Origin of the sequence: Pseudomonas sp. TTU2014-080ASC (genome assembly GCF_001446935.1) — a bacterium.
Lineage (GTDB): Bacteria > Pseudomonadota > Gammaproteobacteria > Pseudomonadales > Pseudomonadaceae > Aquipseudomonas.
This window is the reverse complement of record NZ_LKKK01000002.1, coordinates 870,346-894,507: the sequence shown is the minus strand read 5'-3', so window position 1 is coordinate 894,507 and position 24,162 is coordinate 870,346. Positions and strand designations below refer to the sequence as shown.

27 protein-coding genes are annotated in these 24,162 nt (G+C 57.7%); 18 read left to right on the top strand and 9 right to left on the bottom strand.

What is annotated here, in order from left to right:
- Positions 1 to 24: 24 nt before the first annotated feature.
- From AO726_RS09625 to pilG, 5 genes are all read right to left on the bottom strand, one after another.
- On the bottom strand, positions 25 to 882 hold the full coding sequence (locus AO726_RS09625) for a CheR family methyltransferase (protein ID WP_058067844.1): 858 nt from the start codon (positions 880 to 882) through the stop codon (positions 25 to 27).
- A gap of 65 nt (positions 883 to 947) precedes the next feature.
- Positions 948 to 2,993, bottom strand: a complete 2,046-nt coding sequence (locus tag AO726_RS09620; protein ID WP_058067843.1) for a methyl-accepting chemotaxis protein — start codon at positions 2,991 to 2,993, stop codon at positions 948 to 950.
- Positions 2,994 to 3,071: 78 nt separating this feature from the next.
- A complete protein-coding gene (locus AO726_RS09615; RefSeq protein ID WP_058067842.1) occupies positions 3,072 to 3,608 on the bottom strand; it encodes a chemotaxis protein CheW in 537 nt (178 codons plus the stop codon).
- Positions 3,609 to 3,652: 44 nt separating this feature from the next.
- Entirely contained in the window at positions 3,653 to 4,018 is a 366-nt protein-coding gene (gene pilH, locus AO726_RS09610) for a twitching motility response regulator PilH (protein ID WP_058067841.1), read from the bottom strand.
- Between the two features lie 47 nt (positions 4,019 to 4,065).
- On the bottom strand, positions 4,066 to 4,473 hold the full coding sequence (pilG, locus tag AO726_RS09605; protein WP_058067840.1) for a twitching motility response regulator PilG: 408 nt from the start codon (positions 4,471 to 4,473) through the stop codon (positions 4,066 to 4,068).
- 238 nt (positions 4,474 to 4,711) lie between these two features.
- Here pilG and gshB point away from each other — a divergent pair, with 238 nt between their 5' ends.
- The 7 genes from gshB to AO726_RS09570 all read left to right on the top strand — a co-directional run bounded on the left by gshB (position 4,712) and on the right by AO726_RS09570 (position 10,555).
- Complete coding sequence (gene gshB, locus AO726_RS09600) at positions 4,712 to 5,674, top strand: glutathione synthase (RefSeq protein WP_058067839.1); 963 nt, start codon at positions 4,712 to 4,714, stop codon at positions 5,672 to 5,674.
- Between the two features lie 56 nt (positions 5,675 to 5,730).
- Positions 5,731 to 6,630, top strand: a complete 900-nt coding sequence (locus tag AO726_RS09595) for an energy transducer TonB (RefSeq protein WP_058067838.1) — start codon at positions 5,731 to 5,733, stop codon at positions 6,628 to 6,630.
- Positions 6,631 to 6,702: 72 nt separating this feature from the next.
- Positions 6,703 to 7,272: a YqgE/AlgH family protein gene (locus AO726_RS09590; RefSeq protein WP_058067837.1), complete on the top strand. Its 570-nt coding sequence runs from the start codon at positions 6,703 to 6,705 to the stop codon at positions 7,270 to 7,272.
- Positions 7,272 to 7,712 (top strand): Holliday junction resolvase RuvX, encoded by a 441-nt coding sequence (gene ruvX, locus AO726_RS09585; protein WP_058067836.1) that lies wholly within the window; start codon positions 7,272 to 7,274, stop codon positions 7,710 to 7,712. The genes AO726_RS09590 and ruvX overlap by 1 nt, the downstream gene beginning before the upstream one ends.
- A 43-nt stretch (positions 7,713 to 7,755) precedes the next feature.
- Positions 7,756 to 8,262 (top strand): bifunctional pyr operon transcriptional regulator/uracil phosphoribosyltransferase PyrR, encoded by a 507-nt coding sequence (pyrR, locus tag AO726_RS09580; protein ID WP_058067835.1) that lies wholly within the window; start codon positions 7,756 to 7,758, stop codon positions 8,260 to 8,262.
- 11 nt (positions 8,263 to 8,273) lie between these two features.
- A complete protein-coding gene (locus tag AO726_RS09575; protein WP_058067834.1) occupies positions 8,274 to 9,284 on the top strand; it encodes an aspartate carbamoyltransferase catalytic subunit in 1,011 nt (336 codons plus the stop codon).
- Positions 9,284 to 10,555: a dihydroorotase gene (locus AO726_RS09570; protein ID WP_058067833.1), complete on the top strand. Its 1,272-nt coding sequence runs from the start codon at positions 9,284 to 9,286 to the stop codon at positions 10,553 to 10,555. The genes AO726_RS09575 and AO726_RS09570 overlap by 1 nt, the downstream gene beginning before the upstream one ends.
- Before the next feature lie 57 nt (positions 10,556 to 10,612).
- Here AO726_RS09570 and AO726_RS09565 read toward each other — a convergent pair whose 3' ends face one another.
- The 3 genes from AO726_RS09565 to AO726_RS09555 all read right to left on the bottom strand — a co-directional run bounded on the left by AO726_RS09565 (position 10,613) and on the right by AO726_RS09555 (position 13,382).
- The gene (locus AO726_RS09565) at positions 10,613 to 11,008 is read right to left on the bottom strand and encodes an NINE protein (protein WP_058067832.1); all 396 of its coding nucleotides are present in this window, start codon (positions 11,006 to 11,008) and stop codon (positions 10,613 to 10,615) included.
- An 87-nt stretch (positions 11,009 to 11,095) separates the two neighbouring features.
- Positions 11,096 to 12,247 (bottom strand): PilT/PilU family type 4a pilus ATPase, encoded by a 1,152-nt coding sequence (locus tag AO726_RS09560; protein ID WP_058067831.1) that lies wholly within the window; start codon positions 12,245 to 12,247, stop codon positions 11,096 to 11,098.
- Positions 12,248 to 12,347: 100 nt separating this feature from the next.
- Positions 12,348 to 13,382, bottom strand: coding sequence for a type IV pilus twitching motility protein PilT (locus AO726_RS09555; RefSeq protein WP_058067830.1), 1,035 nt, complete (start codon positions 13,380 to 13,382; stop codon positions 12,348 to 12,350).
- A gap of 63 nt (positions 13,383 to 13,445) precedes the next feature.
- Here AO726_RS09555 and AO726_RS09550 point away from each other — a divergent pair, with 63 nt between their 5' ends.
- The 11 genes from AO726_RS09550 to AO726_RS09500 all read left to right on the top strand — a co-directional run bounded on the left by AO726_RS09550 (position 13,446) and on the right by AO726_RS09500 (position 22,471).
- Positions 13,446 to 14,129 carry a YggS family pyridoxal phosphate-dependent enzyme gene (locus tag AO726_RS09550; RefSeq protein WP_058067829.1) on the top strand — a complete coding sequence of 228 codons (684 nt, stop codon included), beginning with the start codon at positions 13,446 to 13,448 and terminating at the stop codon, positions 14,127 to 14,129.
- Positions 14,130 to 14,164: 35 nt separating this feature from the next.
- Complete coding sequence (gene proC / locus AO726_RS09545; RefSeq protein WP_058067828.1) at positions 14,165 to 14,983, top strand: pyrroline-5-carboxylate reductase; 819 nt, start codon at positions 14,165 to 14,167, stop codon at positions 14,981 to 14,983.
- 11 nt (positions 14,984 to 14,994) lie between these two features.
- Positions 14,995 to 15,585, top strand: coding sequence for a YggT family protein (locus AO726_RS09540; RefSeq protein WP_058067827.1), 591 nt, complete (start codon positions 14,995 to 14,997; stop codon positions 15,583 to 15,585).
- Positions 15,585 to 15,872, top strand: coding sequence for a DUF167 domain-containing protein (locus AO726_RS09535; protein WP_058067826.1), 288 nt, complete (start codon positions 15,585 to 15,587; stop codon positions 15,870 to 15,872). The genes AO726_RS09540 and AO726_RS09535 overlap by 1 nt, the downstream gene beginning before the upstream one ends.
- A 188-nt stretch (positions 15,873 to 16,060) precedes the next feature.
- Entirely contained in the window at positions 16,061 to 18,040 is a 1,980-nt protein-coding gene (locus AO726_RS09530; protein WP_058067825.1) for a dynamin family protein, read from the top strand.
- Between the two features lie 108 nt (positions 18,041 to 18,148).
- Positions 18,149 to 19,288, top strand: coding sequence for a homoserine O-succinyltransferase MetX (metX, locus tag AO726_RS09525; protein ID WP_058067824.1), 1,140 nt, complete (start codon positions 18,149 to 18,151; stop codon positions 19,286 to 19,288).
- Positions 19,289 to 19,291: 3 nt separating this feature from the next.
- A complete protein-coding gene (metW, locus tag AO726_RS09520) occupies positions 19,292 to 19,912 on the top strand; it encodes a methionine biosynthesis protein MetW (protein WP_058067823.1) in 621 nt (206 codons plus the stop codon).
- 36 nt (positions 19,913 to 19,948) lie between these two features.
- Positions 19,949 to 20,368: a DUF4426 domain-containing protein gene (locus tag AO726_RS09515; protein WP_058067822.1), complete on the top strand. Its 420-nt coding sequence runs from the start codon at positions 19,949 to 19,951 to the stop codon at positions 20,366 to 20,368.
- Entirely contained in the window at positions 20,365 to 20,961 is a 597-nt protein-coding gene (gene rdgB, locus AO726_RS09510) for an RdgB/HAM1 family non-canonical purine NTP pyrophosphatase (RefSeq protein ID WP_058067821.1), read from the top strand. Before AO726_RS09515 ends, rdgB begins: the two co-directional genes overlap by 4 nt.
- Positions 20,958 to 22,118: a radical SAM family heme chaperone HemW gene (hemW, locus tag AO726_RS09505; protein WP_058067820.1), complete on the top strand. Its 1,161-nt coding sequence runs from the start codon at positions 20,958 to 20,960 to the stop codon at positions 22,116 to 22,118. Before rdgB ends, hemW begins: the two co-directional genes overlap by 4 nt.
- A gap of 29 nt (positions 22,119 to 22,147) precedes the next feature.
- Positions 22,148 to 22,471 (top strand): DUF3392 domain-containing protein, encoded by a 324-nt coding sequence (locus AO726_RS09500; RefSeq protein ID WP_058067819.1) that lies wholly within the window; start codon positions 22,148 to 22,150, stop codon positions 22,469 to 22,471.
- Positions 22,472 to 22,981: 510 nt separating this feature from the next.
- On the opposite strand, the gene AO726_RS09495 is transcribed toward AO726_RS09500, so the two are convergent.
- Positions 22,982 to 24,061, bottom strand: a complete 1,080-nt coding sequence (locus tag AO726_RS09495; protein WP_058067998.1) for an NAD(P)-dependent alcohol dehydrogenase — start codon at positions 24,059 to 24,061, stop codon at positions 22,982 to 22,984.
- Between the last annotated feature and the right edge of the window lie 101 nt (positions 24,062 to 24,162).

Genomic DNA, 24,162 nt, shown 5'->3' with positions numbered 1-24,162 from the left:
CACTCATATCTTGGCTCTTCTGCCTTATCCCTGACGGGTAAACGCCAGAACATGCTCATTGGCCACCGGAGTCAGTAACGGGTGCTGCCACCCGGCTACCTCACCTACACCCACGACCAGCAATCCACCCGGAGCCAAACGCTCGGCCAGGTGGTTGAGGATTTCGCGGCGACGCCAACGACGAAAATAGATCAGCAAGTTCTGACAGAAAATTACGTCCATACCGGACATGGGGGCCTTGTTAAGCTCCAGCACATTCAGGCGAGCACAGCACACACGGCTGGCCAGGCTGGGTAATACCTTGAGGCGACCATCTTCCTGAGTCTGGAAGTAACGCTTACTCAACTCGGCATCCATGTGTTCAAAACGCCGGGAACTGAACAGCCCCTCACGCGCTTTGCTCAATGCATTGAGACTGATATCAGTCCCGGTTACGCCGAATTGCCCTTCGAATTCACTTGTGCGCAAAACTTCCGCAGCACTGATGGCCAGCGAGTAAGGCTCTTCGCCACTGGCGCAGCCGACACTCCACAGTGCCAACGGCTGCTTCAGCCCCTGCGCAAGCCGCTCACGCAGATACGCTTCAAGCACGTCGAATGAAGGCCGATGACGAAAGAAACGGGTTTCCTGAACGGTCAGACGGTCCAGCAAAGTCGACCACTCGACAGCACCTCGCGGGCCGTCGGTGACTTGCTGGTAGTAGGCCCCATACCCCTCAACCCCCAGTTCGCGCATGCGCGCACTCAGGTTGGTCTGCAAAAATGAGCGGCGCTGTTCATTGAGGACAACGCCTGTGCGTGTCTCAAGTAACTCCTGCCAGTCGCGAAATTCCGCGACACTCATATCTGCCAGAGGCTGCAAGGCCCAAACGCCTGACTGCATCTCCTGCCCCTCGCTCACGGCCGTTAATTCCGTACGGCAGGTCTTTCAACCTGCCGCAGCGTGCTTTATGCCTGTTCGCCGTCGGGCAAGGTAAAGCCGGATACCGACTTACGCATTTCCGAGGCCATCTTCGCGAGATTACCAATGCTACGCGCAGTCGCTGTGGTACCCGACGAAGTCTGCGAGGTAATTTCCTGAATCACGTTCATGGTGTTGGAAATGTGGCCTGCCGAAGACGCCTGCTGGCGTGCAGCGTTGGAGATGTTCTGAATCAAGGCAGCCAGGGTTTTGGATACCTTCTCAATTTCTTCCAGCGCCACACCCGCATCCTGAGCCAGACGTGCACCACGTACCACTTCGGTGGTGGTCTGCTCCATCGAGATAACGGCTTCGTTGGTGTCAGTCTGAATCGTTTTAACCAGGGCCTCGATCTGCTTGGTCGCAGCCGAGGAACGTTCCGCAAGGCGCTGTACTTCGTCCGCTACCACGGCGAAGCCCCGGCCCGCGTCACCGGCCATGGATGCCTGGATCGCAGCGTTAAGTGCAAGAATGTTGGTTTGGTCAGCAATGTCGTTAATCAGGCTAACGATGTCACCGATCTCCTGAGACGATTCACCAAGGCGCTTGATCCGCTTGGAGGTGTCCTGAATCTGCTCACGGATGTTATCCATGCCGGTAATGGTGTTGTGTACAACCTCGTTACCCTTGTTGGCGATGGCTACGGAACGCTCCGCTACCGCTGAGGATTCAGAGGCGTTCGCCGATACCTGGTCAATCGACACGGCCATTTCGTTGATCGCAGCCGACGCACCGGCAATTTCCTGCGCTTGGTGCTCGGAAGCCTCAGCCAGGTGCATCGCTGTGGCCTGGGTTTCCTGAGCAGCACCAGCTACCTGAACGGCGGTCAGGTTAATGGTCGCTACCAGATCACGCAGCTGGTCGATGGAGTAGTTGATGGAGTCTGCAATCGCGCCGGTGAAGTCCTCGGTTACGGTTGCAGTCACCGTCAGGTCACCGTCCGCGAGGTCGGCGATTTCGTCGAGCAGACGCAGAATCGCAGTCTGGTTACGCTCGTTTTTCTCGGCCGTTTCGGCGAGTCGGCGGTTGGTTTCACGCATGATCACCCAGCCAATCAGGATGATCGAAGCCAGCGCCAGCAGGCCCAGGACATAACCGGCAATGGTGTTGAACGCACGTCCGGAAGCCAGATCTTCGAAACCTTTAGCCAGCACCGACGCTTTGTCCAGAAGGGTTTGCGAGACGGTGAAGATGATGTTGGCCGACTCACGCACCTGGAACAGTTCCGGCGAAGTCTCAAGGATCTCATCCACCGAGCCGGATACGAACTCGAACAACTCAGAGATTTCAGCCAGACGCTCACGGGCCTCGCCATCGCTAACCTTGGAGATTTCCATGGCTGCGTTGCCGTTGATCATCGCGTTCAGTACGCGACCAAACAGGCTGGCATCACGGCCAAAGGTATCCGCCGCCTGCACAGAGTCTTCGTCACCCGCCAGCACCTTGTTCACTGAACCCAGAATACGTTCGGCCAGCAGAGACTGACGCTGAGCAACCGCAACCTGCCCGGAAGGCGCACCGCTTTCCAGCAGGATGTCGACAACTTCTTCGTACTCTACCTGCAGCTGCGGAATGGTCTCAGCCAGCGTGGCAGCTACTTGGTGCAGTGAGAGTACGGTCTGTTCGTTGGCCAGAATGGCATCGGTATTCTGCCGCAGCACGTCCCAGTCCTGCTGCACCGCATCCATCTCAGCCTTGAGAGCTGCTGGCGCGGCGGGCACACCGCTCTCAGTGTCGCCATCAGTCAGCGCGCCCCAGCGCTTCATAAAGTCGTTGCGGGCCTCACGCAGCAACTTGAACGCCTCAGACTTACCGGCTGCCGCCTCTGTGGAGTTCTTAGCGATACGCTGCGAGAGTACACGCAGCTCACCGGCGTGGCCGATGTACTCCGTGTCGTAGTTGGACTGTGTATTGAGGTAAGCAAAGTTGGCGAACAGCAATACAATCGAAACGATCAGGACAATAAACAGTCCTGCAATCAACGTACTGTTACGCGTATCTGCAAACAAATTACCGACTTTGATTTTTTTCATTTTATGGCCCCCGCCTGGACCCTCTCTTCGGTTCCCACTAACGCCAAAAGGTCGGTAAACCGACCCAGCCGAATATGTTTAAAACGCCACGTCGAGAAACTCCGGGTTTTGCGCCAGCGCATGAGGGCTGAACACCAACCAAGGTTGTTCCCGTTGAAATACACCGTGGATAAAGGGGGCGATTGACGCCTCCAGAGGTGGTAATTGTTCTGAGAATGTATCCACCAGAAAGTGCTGCATGCCGAAGACTTCATCGACTGTCAGGCCGGCAAAAACCTCCTGATGATCGACAACCAGTACACGGCGCTTTTTACGCAAGGGAGACAGCTCGCTGCCAAAAAAACCGCATAGATCCATAACCGGCAGCAAGCGACCACGCACGTTGGCAACCCCTTTGACCCAGGTTTTAACCCCCGGCAATAGGGTATAGCGAGGCTCGTGCAGAACCTCTCCGATTTCCCCCATGGGCGCTACGAAATAACGCTCCCCCATGCGAAATCCGATGCCGCTCCATGTCTGCACGATGGCCTGCTGCGAAGGCAAGCCGGCAGCCAGAGAGCGACAAAGGCTGTCGATTCCCTGCAATATCTGAAATGGTGTTTGCGCGTCCGACATGCCGTCTTAGGCCTTATGTTTTTCTAATTGCGGACAGTCACCGGTTAACCGGCCAAAACCGCGTTCAGGGTTTGAATCAGAGTATCTTCTTCAACCGGTTTGGTCAGATAGTCCTTGGCCCCCTGACGTTTCCCCCAAACCTTGTCGGTTTCCTGATCTTTGGTGGTGACGATAATCACCGGAATGTGACTGGTCTCGGCGTCCTTGGTCAGCTGACGGGTCGCCTGAAAGCCATTGAGGCCCGGCATCACGATATCCATCAGCACTGCATCAGGTTTTTCCTGACGCGCCAGCGCTACACCGTCCGCGCCATTTTCGGCCTTGAGCACTTCATGACCGTGCTTTTCCAGCATGGCGGTCAGTTTGTACATTTCAGTCGGTGAGTCATCAACTACGAGAATTCGAGCCATAGTGTGTCCTAATGCTTGTATGGAACGCTCTGCTAAACAGCCCAGCGTCAGGATGCTTGCTCAACAGGCGTGAAGTCAGGCACGTGGGCCTTGATTGCGCCGAGCAGCTCTTCTTTGCTGAATGGTTTAGTCAGGTACTGATCAGAGCCGACAATCCGCCCTTTGGCCTTGTCGAACAGGCCATCCTTTGAGGAGAGCATGATCACGGGAGTGGTTTTGAAAGAACTGTTGTTCTTAATCAGCGCACACGTCTGATAGCCATCGAGACGCGGCATCATGATGTCGACAAAAATGATATTTGGATGGGTATCTGCAATTTTTGCCAAAGCATCAAAGCCGTCGACTGCGGTAACCACATCGCAGCCAACCTTTTTCAGCAGAGTTTCGGCAGTTCGGCGAATCGTTTTCGAATCGTCGATCACCATGACTCTCAACCCTTCGGAATGCTGTTCCATGTTTGCCCTACCATCGCCTCGGTGAATCTTTATTTTCAGTTATATCAGTGCTGCTGCGGCCCTGTCACCGATGGGCTGTACCCCAATCGTCCGGCCTTTGTAGCACACTCTCCAGATGCAATCTATATGGTGGATGCAGGCAGCTTTCCCCTTGACCACCCGCCCCACCAGCGCCACCCTGACGCACCTTTTAGTCATACCCAGCCTAAGCTGCAACTATTACACGGAGAATCTCGCCATGAGCGTCCGCCTCGGTATTGTCATGGATCCCATCAGCCAGATCACCTTTAAAAAGGACAGCTCTCTGGCCATGCTTTTAGCAGCCCAGGCTCGCGGTTGGTCCCTTTTCTACATGGAACAGAAGGACCTCTTCCAGTTTAAGGGAGAAGCCCGTGCTAAAGCCTCCCCGCTTCGCGTGTTCAATGACCCAGATCATTGGTTTGAGCTGGAAGATGAACAGAACATTGCGCTGAGCGAGCTGGATGTGATCCTGATGCGCAAAGATCCGCCCTTTGACAACGAATTCATCTACTCCACCTACCTCCTGGAGCAAGCTGAACAAGCGGGCGTTCTCGTGGTGAACCGTCCGCAAAGCCTGCGTGACTGCAACGAAAAATACTTCGCCACTCAATTCAGCCAGTACACACCGACCACAGTTGTCAGCCGCCGGGCCGACATTCTGAGAGACTTTGCACGCGAACAACGTGACATCATTCTCAAACCGCTCGATGGAATGGGCGGTTCTTTGATATTCCGCCACCGCGAAGGTGATCCAAACCTCTCCGTCATTCTGGAAACCCTGACCAACCACGGCCAGCAGCAGATCATGGCGCAGGCGTACCTTCCGGCGATCAAAGACGGTGACAAACGCATCCTGATGATTGATGGCGAGCCGGTTCCTTACTGCTTGGCACGGATTCCAGCTGCCGGTGAAACCCGGGGCAACCTGGCCGCCGGTGGTCGTGGCGAAGCCCGCCCACTGACCGAACGCGATAAGGAAATCGCCGCTGCAGTCGGCCCGACACTACGGGAGAAAGGACTGATTTTTGTGGGGCTGGATGTGATCGGCGACCACCTCACCGAGATCAACGTCACCAGCCCGACCTGCATCCGCGAGATTGACGCTGCCTACGATACCCGGATCGGTGAACGCCTTATGGACAAGATCGCGGAAAAGCTCGCCGAACGCAGCGCTGCGTAGACATTTGCCCGCGCCGTCGGCAGACTGCGCGACAACTTCGACAAACGCCACAAGCGATGAAACCAAAAGCCCGACAATCAGAAGTTGCCAAGACTGGTATCCAGCCGGCAGATCGCCTGGGCTTTACCCTATTCATCGCCGCGCTGCTGCACGTGGTCCTGATCCTCGGGCTCGGCTTTACACTGGCCGACCCGAGCCAGATCAGCAAAACACTTGAAATCACCCTTTCCACTTTCAAGAGCGAAGAAAAGCCGAAAGACGCCGACTTCCTCGCCCAAGAAAACCAGCAAGGCAGCGGCACCCTGGAGCACAAGGCGGCACCAAAGACCACCGAACAAGCGCTGTTCCAGGACACTCAGGTGAAAAAGGTCACGCCACCGGCCACACCGGAGCCTCCACCTGCGGTCAAACCGCAAGCGCCCAAAGCCGCCATTGCCACCCGCACACCTCAACCGCAGAAGACCCCGGTCAAGCGGGAAGAAACCAAACCTACGCCTACACCGCGTCCCGCTCCGGTGTTTGATAGCGCCCAACTTTCCTCAGAAATTGCCAGCCTTGAAGCCGAGCTGGCGATGGAAGTACAGCAATACGCCAAACGCCCAAAAATTCACCGTCTGAATGCCGCCTCAACCATGCGCGACAAAGGTGCCTGGTATAAGGACGAATGGCGCAAAAAAGTTGAACGCATTGGCAACCTGAACTACCCCGACGAAGCCCGTCGCAAACAGATATACGGCAGCCTGCGCCTGCTGGTCTCGATCAACCGTGACGGCACCCTGTATGAGGTGCAGGTACTGGAGTCTTCCGGGCAACCGCTGTTGGACCAGGCAGCACTGCGCATCGTCCGTCTGGCGGCCCCATTTGCGCCGTTTACCGGCGATCTGGCCGACATTGACCGCCTCGAGATCATCCGCACCTGGCGCTTCGAACGGGGCGACCGTCTGCAAAGCAACTGATGTCACGGCAGTAAGCAGCATCCGGGCAGCCAATGCTTGAAGACACCCGCCGGAAGCCCGACACTAGCGCCCATGAAAGACGCCAATCCAAGCTACCTCAAGAACCACCTTCTGATTGCCATGCCACATATGGCCGATCCGAATTTCGCGCAAACCGTTACATACCTGGTTGATCACAACGAACATGGCGCCATGGGACTGGTGATCAATAAGCCCAACGGGCTCAACCTGGCGGATGTGCTCGAACAACTACGCCCCGACGAAGACGTCCCCGCGCTCTGCCATAGCCTGCCGATCTACAGCGGCGGACCAGTCCAGACCGATCGAGGCTTTGTGCTCCATCCTCGGGGTCAGATCTTCCAGTCCACACTTGACCTGGGCGAACTGAGCCTGACCACTTCGCAGGATGTTCTGTTCTCGATTGCCAGCGGTGAAGGCCCGGACAAATACCTGATTGCTCTGGGATATGCCGGTTGGGATGCCGGACAACTTGAAGCTGAACTGGTCGAAAACACATGGCTGACGTGCCCAGTCGACAACTCGATCATATTTGAGCTGCCTTACGACCAGCGCCTCAACGCCTCAGCCGCCCAACTGGGCGTCAACCTCAGCTTACTCACATCCCAGGCTGGACACGCTTGATGAGCACAGCACAAGAAAAACCCGTGCGCCTGCTGCTGGGCTTTGACTACGGCACCAAACAGATCGGCGTCGCGGTCGGCCAGGTGATTACCGGCCAGGCCCGCGAACTGTGCATTCTAAAGGCACAGAACGGCGTACCCGACTGGCAAAAAGTCGAAGCGCTGATCAAAGAATGGCAACCTGATGCAATTGTCGTTGGTCTGCCACTGAACATGGACGGTACCCGTAGTGAAATGAGCGAACGCGCCGAGAAGTTCGCCCGCCGCCTCAACGGTCGCTACAACCTGCCGGTCCATACCCATGACGAACGCCTGACCACTTTCGAAGCCAAGGGCCAACGCCTGCGCCAGGGTCAGAACAGCGGCTACCGCGAGCGGCCGGTCGATGCGCTGGCCGCCGCCCTGTTGTTACAAGGCTGGCTTGAACACCATTACGGCTGAACCCACGCGGCCAGTGCTGCGCACAGCAAATCAGGAGAACTGCATGAGCTTACCCAACCCGGCCGAACTGCTTCCGCAAATGGCCGCGGCCTTGACCCGCCACCTGAACAAGCGCGCCATCAGCGAGCCGAACTTTATCGGTATTCGTACCGGCGGCGTATGGGTGGCTCAGGCGCTACTGACCGAACTGGATATCCAGGCACCGCTGGGCACGTTGGATGTCTCGTTTTACCGCGACGATTTCACGCAGAACGGCCTGCATCCGCAGGTAAAACCGTCCGACCTGCCCTTTGAGATCGAAGGCCAACACCTGGTCCTGATTGATGACGTGCTTATGAGCGGGCGTACCATCCGCGCCGCCTTGAACGAGCTGTTCGACTACGGCCGCCCGGCCAGCGTCACCCTCGTCACCCTGCTTGACCTGGATGCCCGCGAATTGCCGGTGCGACCCGATGTAGTAGGTGCAACCCTGTCCCTTGAGGCCAATCAGCGGGTAAAATTGTCCGGCCCAACGCCGCTGACCCTCGAGCTGCAAACGCTCGCCAACTGAGATTCCCCGCGATGACGCCACTCGCCGACAAGCGCCCGCTGCAACTGAATGACCAAGGTCAGCTCCGCCATTTTTTGTCCCTCGACGGACTGCCCCGCGAGCTGCTGACTGAAATCCTGGACACCGCTGACTCCTTCCTGGAAGTCGGCGCCAGAGCTGTGAAAAAAGTGCCGCTGCTACGCGGCAAAACGGTGTGCAACGTGTTCTTCGAGAACTCGACCCGCACCCGCACCACCTTTGAACTGGCCGCTCAGCGTCTGTCCGCTGACGTAATCAGCCTAAACGTATCGACCAGCTCTACCAGCAAGGGTGAAACCCTGTTCGACACTCTGCGCAACCTTGAAGCCATGGCCGCCGACATCTTTGTTGTGCGCCATGCCGACTCAGGCGCAGCGCACTTTATCGCCGAACACGTGTGCCCCAACCTGGCCATCATCAACGGCGGAGACGGCCGTCACGCGCACCCGACTCAGGGCATGCTCGACATGCTCACCATTCGCCGCCACAAAGGTGGCTTCGAAAACCTGTCGGTAGCCATTGTCGGTGACATCCTGCACTCCCGCGTTGCCCGCTCCAACATGCTGGCTCTGAAAACTCTGGGCTGCCCGGATATCCGCGTTATTGCACCGAAAACCCTGCTGCCTGTCGGCATTGAGCAGTATGGCGTGAGCGTCTACAGCGACATGGCCGCTGGCCTGAAAGATGTCGACGTAGTGATCATGCTGCGCTTGCAGCGCGAACGCATGACCGGCGGCCTGCTGCCTAGCGAGGGCGAGTTCTACCGCCTGTTCGGTCTGACTGAAGAACGCCTGAAACTGGCCAAGCCGGATGCTCTGGTGATGCACCCGGGCCCGATCAACCGCGGCGTCGAAATTGAATCCGCCGTGGCCGATGGCCCGCAGTCGGTCATTCTCAATCAGGTCACTTACGGCATTGCCATCCGCATGGCTGTGCTGTCCATGGCCATGAGCGGCCAAACCGCGCAGCGACAACTTAATCAAGATTCCGAGGAGCAGAACTGATGCCTACCCGTATCCTCGGTGCCCGCGTCATCGACCCGCACAGCGGTTTCGATCAGCAGGCCGATCTTTACATTGCCGACGGCAAAATTCTCAGCATCGGCCAAGCCCCGGCTGGTTTTGAAGCGGTACAGACCATTGACGCCCAGGGTTTGGTTGCCGCCCCCGGCTTGGTTGACCTGAATGTTTCTCTGCGCGAACCGGGCTACAGCCGCAAAGGCTCGATCAGCACTGAAACCCTGGCCGCTGCAGCGGGCGGCGTGACCAGCCTGTGCTGTCCACCGCTTACCCGCCCGGTACTGGACACTACCGCTGTAGCCGAGCTGATTCTTGATCGCGCCCGAGAAGCGGGCCACACCAAGGTCCTGCCGCTTGGCGCACTGAGCAAAGGTCTTGAAGGTGAGCAACTGGCTGAGCTGGTTGCGCTGCGGGACGCAGGCTGCGTGGCCTTTACCAACGGTCTGAACAACTTCCGCAACAACCGCAACCTGCGCCGCGCGCTGGAATACGCAGCCACTTTTGACCTGACTGTTGTGTTCCAGTCGCAGGATCACGATCTGGCTGAGGGTGGTCTGGCTCATGAAGGCGCGACCGCAAGTTTCCTCGGCCTGCCCGGCATCCCGGAAGAGGCTGAAACCATTGCACTGGCCCGTGACCTGCTGCTGGTGGAGCAGACCGGCGTGCGCGCACACTTCAGCCAACTGACCAGCGCCCGGGGCGCGCAGTTGATTGCCGAGGCTCAGGCACGCGGCCTGCCAGTCACAGCTGACGTAGCGATGTACCAGCTGATCCTCACTGATGAGGCTCTGCTGAACTTTTCCAGCCTATATCACGTCCAGCCGCCCCTGCGCACCCAAGCAGATCGCGAAGGTCTGCGCGCTGCGGTTAAAAGCGGCGTGATCAGCGCGATTGCCAGCCATCACCAGCCCCATGAGCGGGATGCCAAGCTGGCTCCGTTCGGTCAGACCGAAGCCGGGATGAGCAGCGTGCAGCTGCTGCTGCCCTTGGCGCTGACGCTGGTACAGGACGGCCTGCTTGATCTGCCCACCCTGCTCGCGCGCCTCAGCAGTGGCCCGGCGGACGCCTTGCGTTTACCACTGGGTCGTCTGGCCGTCGGAGAGCCTGCTGACGTGCTGCTATTTGATCCGCAAGCATCCACGCTGGCCGGAGAAACCTGGTATTCCAAAGGTGGCAACTGCCCCTTTATCGGCCACTGCCTGCCGGGTGCTGTGCGCTATACCCTGGTCAACGGCCGCATCAGCTATCAGGCCTGATCGCCCAGCAAACAAAAAGCCCGCCAATTGGCGGGCTTTTTGTTGTTATCTACACGATCAGCGCATGGCGTTGTTTTTCTCTGAAATCTGGCTGTTTAGTGTCCAGAAGTCATACAGCACACCCACAAACAGCAAACCGCCGGTGCACAGATAGAGCAAGCCAGTTATCCACTTGCCCATGTACATACGATGAACGCCGAACACCCCTAGAAAGGTGAGGAGAATCCAGGCTACGTTGTAGTCAGTCTCGCCACTGGTGAAGCGCTTATCCGCCTCACGGTCCATCGCTGGAATCAGAAACAGGTCAATGATCCAACCGATAAAAAACAACCCAAGCGTAAAGAACCAAATGGTCCCGGTTACTGGTTTGCCGTAGTAAAAACGGTGAGAACCGAGAAAACCGAAAATCCATAACAGGTAACCAATGACCTTACTGTGCGTGTCCTGCTGCATGAGTAACCCTCCGTTAAACACAATTGCTCAGAATATTCCTACCTAAGCATAGTGTCTAAGCCCGCAACAGAACATCGCAACTGCCTGCTAGCGGAAGCGTCGGCCTGTCGGATCGTCCTCTTCCAAGGACAGACCTTGGGTCAGGTTGGTCATTGCTTGCTGGTTTTCCGTCGCAGTATCTGAGCCCAGCTTGATCATCAGGCGCAGATCGTTGGACGAGTCAGCATGCAGCAATGCATCTTCGTAGGTGATCTCGCCTTGGGTGTAGAGGTTGTACAGCGCCTGGTCGAATGTCTGCATACCGTGCTCGGTGGAGCGCTTCATCAGCGACTTCAGCTCGTGCACTTCGCCTTTTCGGATCAGGTCAGCCACCAGCGGCGTATTGATCAGCACCTCAATTACGGCGCGACGGCCCTTACCATCAGGCGTTGGTACCAGTTGCTGGGCCACAATGGCCTTGAGGTTCAGAGATAAATCCATCCACACCTGCCCCTGACGATCAGCCGGGAAGAAGTTGATGATGCGATCCAACGCTTGGTTGGCGTTGTTGGCGTGCAGGGTGGCCAGACACAGGTGGCCGGTTTCGGCAAACGCAACGGCGTGATCCATGGTCTCGCGGGTACGCACCTCGCCGATCAGAATGACGTCCGGGGCCTGACGCAGGGTGTTCTTCAGGGCCACATCGAAAGACTCGGTATCGATACCCACTTCACGCTGAGTGACGATGCAGCTCTGGTGCTGATGGATAAACTCGATCGGGTCCTCAATGCTGATGATATGACCGCTGCTGTTGCGGTTGCGGTAGCCGATCATAGCCGCCAGCGAGGTCGACTTACCCGTGCCTGTGGCCCCTACAAACAGCACCAAGCCGCGCTTGGTCATGGCCAGGTTCTTCAGCACATCCGGCAGTTTCAGCTCTTCTAGGGTCGGGATCTTGGTTTCGATGCGGCGCAGTACCATACCGGCCAAGTTGCGCTGGTAGAACGCGCTGACCCGGAAACGCCCAATGCCACGCGCGCTGATAGCGAAGTTGCATTCGTGATGCTGTGCAAAATCCCGACGCTGCTGTTCGTTCATCACCGAAAACACGGTTTCCCGCGTCTGCTCTGGCGACATCGGCGTTTTGGTGATCGGGACCAGCTTGCCGTTGACCTTCATGGACGGCGGCACACCGGCTGTGATGAACAGGTCGGATGCGTTTTTTTCCACCATCAGGCGCAACAGTTTTTCGAATTCCATCTTGGCTCCCCCACCAAAACCGCACATTCAAGCAAACTCGGGCTACGCGCACGGTACATAGCCAAAACAAACCCGCCTTACAGCAATGGCGGGAGGGTATTTAGAAGTTTTCCGGCGTTTTGGCCTTCTCGCGGGCCGCATCACGACTGACCACACCCTTCGCAACCAGGCCTTTAAGGCAGGCATCCAGGGTCTGCATGCCCAGCGAGCCACCCGTCTGGATCGCGGAATACATCTGCGCCACCTTGTCCTCACGGATCAGGTTACGAATGGCTGGTGTGCCGATCATGATTTCGTGAGCGGCCACCCGACCACCGCCGATTTTCTTCAACAGCGTCTGCGAAACCACCGCCTGTAAGGATTCAGAAAGCATGGAGCGAACCATGGACTTCTCTTCCGCCGGGAACACGTCAACCACACGGTCGATAGTCTTCGCCGCCGAGGTGGTGTGCAAGGTACCGAATACCAAGTGACCGGTTTCCGCAGCGGTTAGCGCCAGGCGGATGGTTTCAAGGTCACGCATCTCACCCACGAGGATGATGTCCGGGTCTTCACGCAGCGCCGAGCGTAGGGCTTCGGTAAAGCCGAGGGTATCGCGGTGCACTTCACGCTGGTTGACCAGGCACTTCTTCGACTCGTGAACGAATTCGATTGGGTCTTCGACGGTCAGAATATGGTGATACTTGTTGTTATTGATGTAATCGAGCATCGCCGCCAAGGTGGTCGATTTACCCGAACCGGTCGGCCCGGTGACCAGCACCAGCCCACGCGGTACATCGGCGATCTTGCGGAAGATCTCGCCCATGCCCAGATCGTCCATGCTCAGAACTTTGGACGGAATGGTACGGAATACTGCGCCAGCACCACGATTCTGGTTAAAGGCGTTAACCCGGAAACGGGCAACACCAGGGACTTCGAAAGAGAAGTCAGTCTCCAGGAACTCTTCGTAATCCTTACGCTGTTTATCGTTCATGATGTCGTAAATCAGCGCGTGCACCTGCTTGTGATCCATGGCAGGCAAATTGATGCGACGGACATCGCCGTCAACGCGGATCATCGGTGGCAGGCCGGCGGAAAGATGCAGGTCCGATGCACCTTGCTTGGCACTGAAGGCCAGCAACTCAGTGATATCCATGGGACTCCCTAATGGCAAACAAGCAGGTAGAATGCCGCGAAACCCAAGCGGCGGGCGCAAATAATGTCCACGATAGCAGAGAATATTGCAAAGGTCGGCGTGCGGATTGATGCCGCAGCACAGGCCGCGAACCGTGAAAAATCAGCAGTTGGCCTGCTTGCCGTGAGCAAGACCAAACCTGCAGAGGCGATCCGCGAGGCCTTTAGAGCGGGCCTTCGCGACTTTGGTGAGAACTACCTGCAAGAAGCACTCGAGAAGCAGCAACAGCTCAATGACCTGCCTTTGGTTTGGCACTTCATTGGCCCGATCCAGTCCAACAAAACCCGGCCTATTGCCGAACATTTCGACTGGGTGCACTCAGTCGATCGCCTGAAGATCGCCGAACGTCTGTCGGCTCAGCGTCCAGCCGGGCTACCTGCACTGAACATCTGCCTGCAAGTGAATGTCAGCGCAGAAGACAGCAAGTCCGGTTGCTCACCTGATGAAATCTACACACTGGCACATGCTGTTACACAACTGCCTAACCTGCGCCTGCGCGGACTGATGGCGATCCCAGAGCCAACCGATGACCCTGTGCTACAACGCGAAGCGTTTGCCAAACTGCGTAGACTGCAAGAGACGCTGAACCTGCCACTGGACACCTTGTCCATGGGCATGAGCCATGATCTGGAGGCGGCCATTGCTGAAGGGGCCACCTGGGTTCGGATTGGAACCGCTTTGTTTGGTGCACGTGATTACAGTAGCTGATTGCATTAGCAAGCAGCGTTTTAAAGGAAACCGCTATGACCACTCCACGCATTGCCTTTGTCGGCGCAGGAAACATGGCCGCCAGCCTGATTGGCGGGTTACGCGCCCAAGGCACTGAAGCCAGCGCCATCCGCGCCAGCGACCGCGGCGCAGAACAACGCAGCAAAATCACCGCTGAGCATGGCATTGCCACGTTCGAATCGAATACCGAAGCGATTCAAGGCGCAGACGTCATCGTGCTGTCGGTCAAACCCCAGGTGATGAAAGACGTATGCCTGGATCTGGCCCCCCACCTCAGCGCAGGACAACTGGTGGTATCGATTGCCGCAGGCATCAGCTGCGCCAGCCTGGAAAGCTGGCTGGGACCGCGCGCTATCGTGCGCTGCATGCCCAATACTCCAGCGCTGCTGCGCGAAGGCGTCAGCGGCCTGTACGCCAATGCCCAGGTTTCTGCCGAACAACGCGATCAGGCGCAAGAGCTGCTCAGCGCGGTCGGTGTTGCCCTATGGCTGGAAAACGAAGAACAGATCGACGCAGTTACCGCCGTATCTGGCTCAGGCCCGGCTTACTTCTTCCTGCTGATCGAGGCCATGACCGCAGCCGGTGAAAAACTCGGCCTGCCCCGTGAAACTGCGGCCCAACTGACCCTGCAAACCGCCCTCGGTGCGGCACGCATGGCGGTCTCCAGCGATGTCGATGCCAGTGAACTGCGCCGCCGTGTGACTTCCCCGGCGGGCACCACCGAAGCGGCTATCAAGACATTCCAGGCCAACGGCTTTGAAACACTGGTGGAAAAAGCGCTAAACGCTGCGGCTCACCGCTCCGCCGAACTGGCAGAAGAACTGGGTAAATAAGGACTGGGTTAATGAACGGATTAGATACCGCTGCTGTTTACATCCTGCAAACCATCGGCAGCCTATACCTGCTGATTGTACTGCTGCGCTTTATCCTGCAACTGGTGCGGGCTGATTTCTACAACCCGGTCAGCCAGTTCATCGTCAAAGCCACTCACCCTCTGCTGCGTCCATTGCGCAAAATCATCCCAAGCGTGGGCGGCCTCGACCTGGCCTCGCTGATCCTGGCCATCGTCGTGCAGCTGGTGCTAATGGCACTGACCCTGATGCTGTCCGGCTACGGTCTGGTCAATCCGGTACAACTGCTGATCTGGTCGATCATCGGCGTGACTGCGCTGTTCCTCAAGGTGTTCTTCTTTGCCCTGATCATCAGCGTGATTCTGTCTTGGGTCGCTCAAGGCTCGCATAACCCAACCGCGATGCTGATCAACCAAATCTGCGAGCCACTGCTGGCGCCGATCCGCCGTATCCTGCCCAACATGGGTGGATTGGATCTTTCGCCGATCGTGGCCTTCCTGATCCTCAACCTGATCGACATGCTGGTGATCCGCAATCTGGCCGTCATGACCAACATGCTCAAAGGCCTGAGCCTGGCGATCTAATGAGCTACTACCGCTGGGATGGGGACGACCTCATCCTCGATTGCCACCTGCAGCCCAAAGCAAGCCGTGACGAGTTTGCCGGGCTGCACGGTGAACGCCTGAAGATCCGCCTGACCGCACCTCCTGTCGATGGCAAAGCCAATGCCCACCTGCTGGGGTTTCTGGCTGGTGTGTTCGGTGTCAGCAAAAGCCAGGTGACACTGGAGAGCGGCCAGCAAAGCCGACAGAAACGCGTGCGCATCAAGCAACCCAAATCTCGTCCCGCCGAGCTGGATCTCGGTTGTTAGTCCATACTGTGCGCGCTATCGGCAAAAATAAGATCAAATAGCCACTACTCTATGGACAAACGGATTCTAATTAGGAATTCTCTCGGACCATTACAGACGGCATGCGCCGCCTGGCGACGAACCCAAGTTCATAACCGGCTCAACCAAAGCCGGAACGTCGCACACCCGATTGCCAAGGGGGATACACCATGAGTCTGGAGCGTCTTAGTCAGCAGGTCAGCAGTTACGTGACCTGGAAGCGCGACCTCATGCGCGAGATCACCCGTTACCGCAGCTGGCTGGTCAACAACCGTCTGAGTTCGCCCGCCCTGGAAGAAAAGCTGGATCGGGCACTCAAGCTAATCCGTAGCGATCACATCACCTTGGCCTTTGTCGGCGAATACTCCCGTGGCAAAACCGAGCTGATCAACAGCCTGCTGTTCTCCTCTTACGGTCAGCGCGTACTGCCCTCCAATATCGGGCGTACCACCATGTGCCCGACCGAGCTGTTCTTTGATGCCCACGCCGAACGTGCCTACATTCGCCTACTGCCCATCGAAACCCGTTCCAGTGACGCCAACATCACCCAATTCAAAAAAGTCCCGCGGCACTGGGTCAACATCTCACTGGACCCGAAAGACCCAGAGGGAATGGTCCAGGCCCTGAGCCAGCTGGCTCGCACCAAAACTATGCCGCTGGAGCAAGCCCTCGCCCTCGGTTTCCAGCAGGACATGCTGGAGAGCGCCAACAAATCTGGTGAAGTACTGGTCCCGGCCTGGCGTCATGCCCTTATCAATATTGATCACCCGCTGCTGCGCAATGGCCTACGCATACTGGATACACCCGGTCTTAACGCCCTGGGCAGCGAACCCGAGCTGACCCTGTCGATGTTGCCCAGCGCCCAGGCCATCATCTTTATCCTCGCAGCCGACACCGGCGTCACCGCCAGTGATATGGCGGTATGGCAGCAGCATATCCGGCAGTTGGATGACATCACCCAGGCCAACCTGTTTGCCGTGCTCAACAAGATCGACGTGCTGTGGGATGACCTGTCCGGCGAAGCCTTTGTGCAGAACGCCATCTACAAAATGCAGCACAACACCGCCAAACAGCTGGGTATCCGCTTTGAAGATGTCGTCCCGCTCTCAGCCAAGCAGGCCATGCTGGCCAAGGCCCGTAACGACCTGAATCTGCTCAGCCGCAGCCAATTGCCCGAGCTGGAAAATCTGCTGTCCACACGCATCATTGCGCGCAAAGAACAGCTGCTGGAGCAGCGGGTGGTCAATCAAGTGATCACCTTATTGCAGGGCAGCCAGCACGCACTGGGCTTGCGCCTGCAAAAGGTCAACGAACAACTGGCGCTGCTGAGCAATAGCCAGCAGGACAACGGCCAACTGCTGACAGACCTGACCGCGCGCACCAAACAAGACCACACGCTTCACCACAAGCGCCTGCTTGGCCTGAGAACCAATCAGCGCCTGCTCAGACGTCAGGGCGAGATGCTCAAGCACGCCACCCGTGGCGAGCGCCTGAATCTGCATATGGTTGAACTGCGTAAGGCACTGGCCAGCAGTTGGACCACCCTGGGCATCAACAAGGCCATTCGCGGCTTCTTCGCCAGCCTTGAGGCAGACCTGAGTAACCTGAGTCACGAAGCGCAGATGGCTAACAAAATGGTCACAGCCATCTATCGCCACTACAACGACGTCAGCTCGCTCAACAGCGTCGATGCACCGCACTTCAATGCCCAGCGCTATCAACGCGAACTGGAACACCTGCGCGACAAAGCAGATCGCTTCCGCCTACAGCTGCGCACCGTACTTACCGAGCAACATCGCCTGAGCAAGCTGTTCTTTGCGACCCTGGTCAGAGAAGTGGTGAACCTGTATCAGCGCCTCAATCAGGACATCGCCCAGTGGACCGAAGACGCCCTGATGCCGCTGCTGCAGCACAACCTTGAAAACAAGCAATTACTGGAAAACCACATGTCGCGCCTCAAAGGCGTTGCACAAGAGACACTCAGCACCCGCGAACGCTGCCAGCGCCTGGTGCAATACAGCAGTGAACTGGAGCAGCAACTGGCGCTGGCCGGGGATATTCTGCGTGCCCTGCGCCGCCCGGCACCGATCCAGCGTCAGGGCAAAGTGGTCACCCTGCCCGGAGCCATCCGTAGCAAGGTTGCTGAATAGCCATCCCCGCCTGATCGCAAAGCCCGCCTCCCCTGCGCTTGCCGGGGGCTGCCGTGCTCTTTAGACTGCGTCCTTCTCCTTTTCAACCTTTCTGATGCGAGCAGGTCGATGCCGACTGCCTTTCCACACGATTCTGTTGGCCTGGTAACTCCACAGGTTGTGCATTTTGCTGAGCCGCTTGCGCTGGCTTGCGGACGCAGCCTGTCCGAATACCAACTGATGATTGAAACCTACGGCGAACTGAATGCTGCACGCAGCAACGCCGTACTGATTTGCCACGCCCTTTCGGGGCACCACCATGCGGCGGGTTACCACAGTGCTGATGACCGCAAACCGGGCTGGTGGGACAGCTGCATTGGCCCCGGCAAGGCCATTGATACCAACAAATTTTTTGTCGTCTGCCTGAACAACCTGGGCGGCTGTAATGGCTCCACCGGCCCGGCCAGCATTAACCCGGCCACCGGCAAGCCGTTTGGGGCTGAGTTCCCAGTCATGACAGTAGAAGACTGGGTTCACAGCCAGGCACGCTTGGCCGATCACCTCGGTATTGAGCAATGGGCCGCGGTTGTTGGCGGCAGCCTTGGCGGCATGCAGGCGCTGCAATGGACCATCAGCTACCCGGAGCGTGTGCGCCACTGTCTGGCGATTGCCTCAGCACCTAAGCTGTCGGCACAGAACATCGCCTTTAACGAAGTCGCCCGTCAGGCCATTCTCACCGACCCGGACTTCAACGAAGGCCGCTTCCAGGAAAAAGGCGTGATCCCCAAGCGCGGCCTGATGCTGGCACGCATGGTCGGGCACATCACCTATCTGTCTGATGACGCCATGGGCGAGAAATTCGGGCGCGAGCTAAAGACCGACAAGCTCAACTACGACTTCTATAGCGTCGAGTTCCAGGTCGAAAGTTATCTGCGTTATCAGGGCGAAGAGTTCTCCACCCGCTTTGACGCCAATACCTACGTGCTGATGACCAAGGCGCTGGACTACTTCGATCCGGCTGCGGCTTATGGCGGTGATCTGGCCAAGACCCTGGCTGGTGTGAAGGCGGATTTCTGTGTCATGTCTTTCACCACCGACTGGCGCTTTTCGCCAGCCCGCTCGCGGGAAATCGTCGACGCACTGACGGCTGCACGTAAGAACGTCTGCTATCTGGAGATCGACGCACCGCAGGGCCATGATGCCTTCCTGATGCCGATCCCCCGCTATCTGCAAGCGTTCAACAGTTATATGCAACGGATTAAGGTGTAAGCCATGCGTGCGGATCTGGAAATCATTCAAGAATGGATACCCGCCGGCAGCCGCGTCCTTGACCTAGGCTGCGGTAACGGCGAGCTGCTGGCCTGGCTCAGTGAACACAAGCAAGTCAGCGGTTACGGGCTGGAAATCGACCCGGACAAAATTGCCCAATGTGTAGCCAAGGGCGTCAACGTCATCGAACAAGACCTCGACAAAGGCCTTGGCAACTTTGCCAGCGACACCTTTGACGTGGTGGTCATGACCCAGTCCCTACAAGCCCTGCATTACCCGGACAAAGTCCTGGCAGAAATGCTGCGGGTGGGCAAAACCTGCATCATCACCTTCCCCAACTTCGGTCACTGGCGCTGCCGCTGGTACCTGACGACAAAAGGTCGCATGCCGGTTTCGGACTTCCTGCCGTATACCTGGTTCAACACCCCGAACATCCACTTCTGTACGTTCGAGGATTTCGAAAACCTGTGCCACGACCAGGACGCGAAAATCCTCGACCGCCTGGCCGTAGACCGTGACCACAAACACGGCTGGGCCAGTCGCTTGTGGCCAAACCTGCTCGGGGAAATCGGCATTTACCGTATCAGCGGTACAACTGCCCGTGATGTACAGATTGCCAACTGATCAGTCGGGCGCATTCAGCCCGCTAGGAGGATGCTCATGAAACGCTTTGCCGTAATGCTAATGGCCCTGTGCCTGAGCCTGCCGGTGCTGGCCGAACGCAAAAAGAGCTTCGATGATCTCGATGTGCACTACAGCGCGTTCAACTCCAGCTTTCTGCAGCCGGACGTGGCTGCTGCCAAGAATCTGGTGCGCAGCAAGAACCAAGGTGTGCTCAATATTGCCGTGCTCAAAGCAGGCAAACCCAGCACAGCCAATGTCTCTGGGATTGCCAAGGACTTGGTTGGCCGCGAGCAGGTGCTGACATTCCGTCAGGTGACTGAAGGCGATGCCATCTACTACTTGGCCCAGTTCACCATCACCCAACAGGAAATGCTGCGTTTTACCGTTAACTTCAGCGCAGGCGGCAGCGAAACGCACCGCCTGGAATTCAATCAGGAAGTGTTCCCCGAGCCATGATGCCCTTTAACGAACTGGTGCTGGCCAGCCACAACGCCGGCAAACTCAAAGAGCTGCAAGCCATGCTCGGTGACAGCGTGCGCGTGCGCTCGGTGGCGGAATTCTCCCTGGAAGAACCGGAAGAAACCGGCCTGTCCTTTATCGAAAACGCCATTCTCAAGGCGCGTAATGCCTCACGCCTGTCCGGCCTGCCAGCGCTGGCCGATGACTCAGGACTTGCTGTCGACTTCCTCGGCGGCGCACCCGGCATCTACTCCGCCCGCTATGCCGATGGCAAAGGCGATGCCGCCAACAACGCCAAGCTGCTGGACGTGCTCAAAGACGTGCCGGATGCCGAGCGTGGCGCGCAATTCGTATGCTGCCTTGCGCTGGTCCGCCACGCCGACGATCCGCTGCCGATCATCTGTGAAGGCCTCTGGCACGGCCGCATCCTGCATGCAGCGCAAGGCGAGCATGGCTTCGGTTACGACCCGCTGTTCTGGGTGCCTGAGCGCAACTGCTCCAGTGCTGAACTGCCCGCTGCCGAGAAGAACCAGATCAGCCACCGCGCCCGCGCCATGGCCCTGCTCAAGCAACGTCTGGGGCTGGCATGAGTACACGCAGCAGCTCACTGTTCGAGCTGCCGCCGCTCGCGCTGTATATCCACATTCCCTGGTGCGTGAAGAAGTGCCCGTACTGCGACTTCAACTCCCACGCAGCCGGGCCAAACCTGCCTGAACAGGAATACGTCGACGCGCTGTTGAGCGATCTGGATACCGACCTGCATCTGGCCCAACAACGCCCGCTACGGTCAATTTTCTTTGGCGGCGGGACACCCAGCCTGTTCTCTGCCAGCGCCCTGGACCGTCTGTTACAGGGCGTACAAAAGCGCCTGAGCTTTGCCGATGACATCGAGATCACCCTGGAAGCTAATCCAGGCACTTTCGAACAGGCCAAGTTCCGTGATTACCGCACGCTGGGCATCAATCGCCTGTCCATTGGCGTGCAAAGTTTTCAGGCAGAAAAACTCAAAGCGCTGGGCCGTATTCATGACGGCAATGAAGCCGTGCGTGCCGCCGATATGGCCCGCGCGGCAGGCTTCGATAACTTCAACCTGGACCTGATGCACGGCCTGCCGGATCAGTCCATTGAAGATGCCCTCAGCGACCTGCGCACCGCCATCGCACAAGCGCCGACGCATCTGTCTTGGTATCAACTGACTGTCGAACCCAATACAGTATTTTGGAACCAGCCACCAGAAGTGCCGGAAGACGACATTCTCTGGGACATTCAGGAGGCTGGGCAGGCGCTGCTGGCGGCCGAAGGCTACCGTCAGTACGAAGTCTCTGCCTACGCCCAGTCCGATAAGGCCGCACGGCACAACCTGAATTACTGGACCTTTGGTGATTTCCTCGGCATCGGCGCTGGCGCCCACGGCAAACTCAGCTGTGCAGATGGGCGCATCATCCGTAACTGGAAAACCCGGCTGCCGAAGGACTACCTCGACCTGAGCAAGTCATTCACTGCCGGCGAACGTGAGCTGACTACAGACGAGCTGCCTTTTGAGTTTTTGATGAACGCCCTGCGCCTGAGTGACGGCGTGGCCAGTGAACTATTCAGCCAGCGCACCGGTCTGCCCCTGGAACTGCTGGATCAGGGCCGTCGTGACGCCGAACAGCGCGGCTTGCTGCACAAGGACACAGCCCGCTTGCAAGCTACCCGCGAAGGGCAACTGTTTCTCAACGACCTGCTTCAATACTTTCTACCCTGAGCCCTTAACCAGAAGAATAAGGAACCCGGATGGATCTGCTACTCGACCTTATCGCCACCCTGTCGCGCTGGAGCCGTAGCCACCTGCATGACATTTCCCTGGCCATTATCGCCACCCTGTTGGTGCTGATCGCCCCAAGCATCAATGCCTGGGTACAGCGCAATACTGCGAGCATGAACTTTGTGTTCCGCACGCTGATTTTTGTACTGCTGTGTGCCGTGGGGTACGGCATGCTGATCGTGTTTGCTACGCCGTATCTGGCGCAGGCGTTGGGACACTTCAATAACTACACGTTGGCACCGGTGCTGATTCTGGTGTTTTTTATTGTGGGGATTCTGGCGGATCGGAGCTGAGCCCCGCCCGTGCAAACCGGGATTACGCCGGCAGACTGGCTAATCCTGGCTACGACTAAGCCAGCATCTTTCAAGCCAAGATGCGGTTACTTGCCCCTCCACGTCAGATCTTTAGAACGGTTTCGCCCTTCTCGGGCGAGTTTCTTTTGTCAGTTGATACAAAAGAAACCAAAAAATCTCGCCCCTGCATCCGGCCCTGCGCTTCGCTGCGGGTTCGTGCCCAGAATCACCGTTCCAGAGGCACGCTGCGAAGGGCCATCCTTGGTCCATCGCACCTCTCGCGGCATCCATGCCGCTCAACCTCTTCCACGGTAATTCTGGTCACCCTCCTGAAGGGGCAATGGTGGCGCCCACACGTTAAGCGTAAGAAGCGCAGACTGCTTTACTGTGCAAGCTGCAGCTCCGTAGGGTGCAATAAGGCTGCGCAGCAGCTTATCCACCAATGCCCCTCAACTCGTGCTCCTATCGAAAGAACACAGCCGATTACCCCGTCAGCGGGCATTGCCCTAGTTAGTGAAACGGTTTGATCGCCACTTTCAACACGCCATCGCGCTGGTTAGCAAACATGTCGTAGGCTTCGACGATATCGTCCAGCGCAAACTGGTGGGTGACCAGCGCGGAGAAGTCCATGCGCCCGGACGCCACCACACTCATCAGGCGACGCATACGCTCTTTACCGCCCGGACACAGTGAGGTGACGATTTTGTGGTCGCCCAAACCGGCATGGAAGGCGCTCAGCGGGATCACCAGATCCGTCGAATACACACCAAGGCTGGATAACGTGCCGCCTGGTTTTAGCACCCGCAGCGCACTCTCGAAGGTGGATTGCAGACCCAGCGCCTCAATCGACGCATCCACACCGCGACCGCCAGTGAGGCGCAGGATCTCTTCGACCACATCCACTTTGTTGAAGTTGAGGGTAATGTCCGCGCCCATAGTGCGGGCAATCTCCAAACGCTGATCAACACCATCCACCACGATGATGGTGCTCGCACCGCGCAGCTTGGCTCCGGCCGTGGCGCACAAGCCAATCGGCCCTTGGGCGAACACCGCCACCACATCACCAATCTTGATATTGGCGGCTTCCGCGCCGGAGAAGCCAGTGGACATGATGTCAGGGCACATCAGCACCTGCTCATCAGTCAGACCGTCTGGCACCAGTGCCAAGTTAGCCTGGGCATCCGGCACCAGCACGTATTCCGCCTGGGTGCCGTCGATGCTATTGCCGAAGCGCCAGCCGCCCATCGGCTTATAGCCATGGCAGCTGCAACCGCCGTCTTGTGATGAGACGCCGTCTTGGCAGGCGTAGGAGGTGAAGCTTGGACAGATCGCTCCGGCGATCACCCGCTGCCCTTCCTGATACCCCTTCACGTTGCTGCCGAGCTTTTCAATGATGCCCACCGGCTCGTGTCCGACGGTCAGCCCTTTGGCCACCGGATATTCGCCTTTGAGGATGTGCACATCGGTGCCGCAAATGGTGGTTGTGGTGATTCGCACCAGTGCATCGTTAGGCCCTACCGGTGGGATGGGCTTATCCACCAGCTCAATACGTCCGGGCTCAACAAAAACAGCGGCTTTCATCATGCTCATGGCTGACATTCCAATGGTGTAGGCAAGGTATTGGTACTTTAGCTCCTTCAAGCTACCAACACCTTGCCCTGCATCAACCATCGAGTCCGGTCATCAGCCAG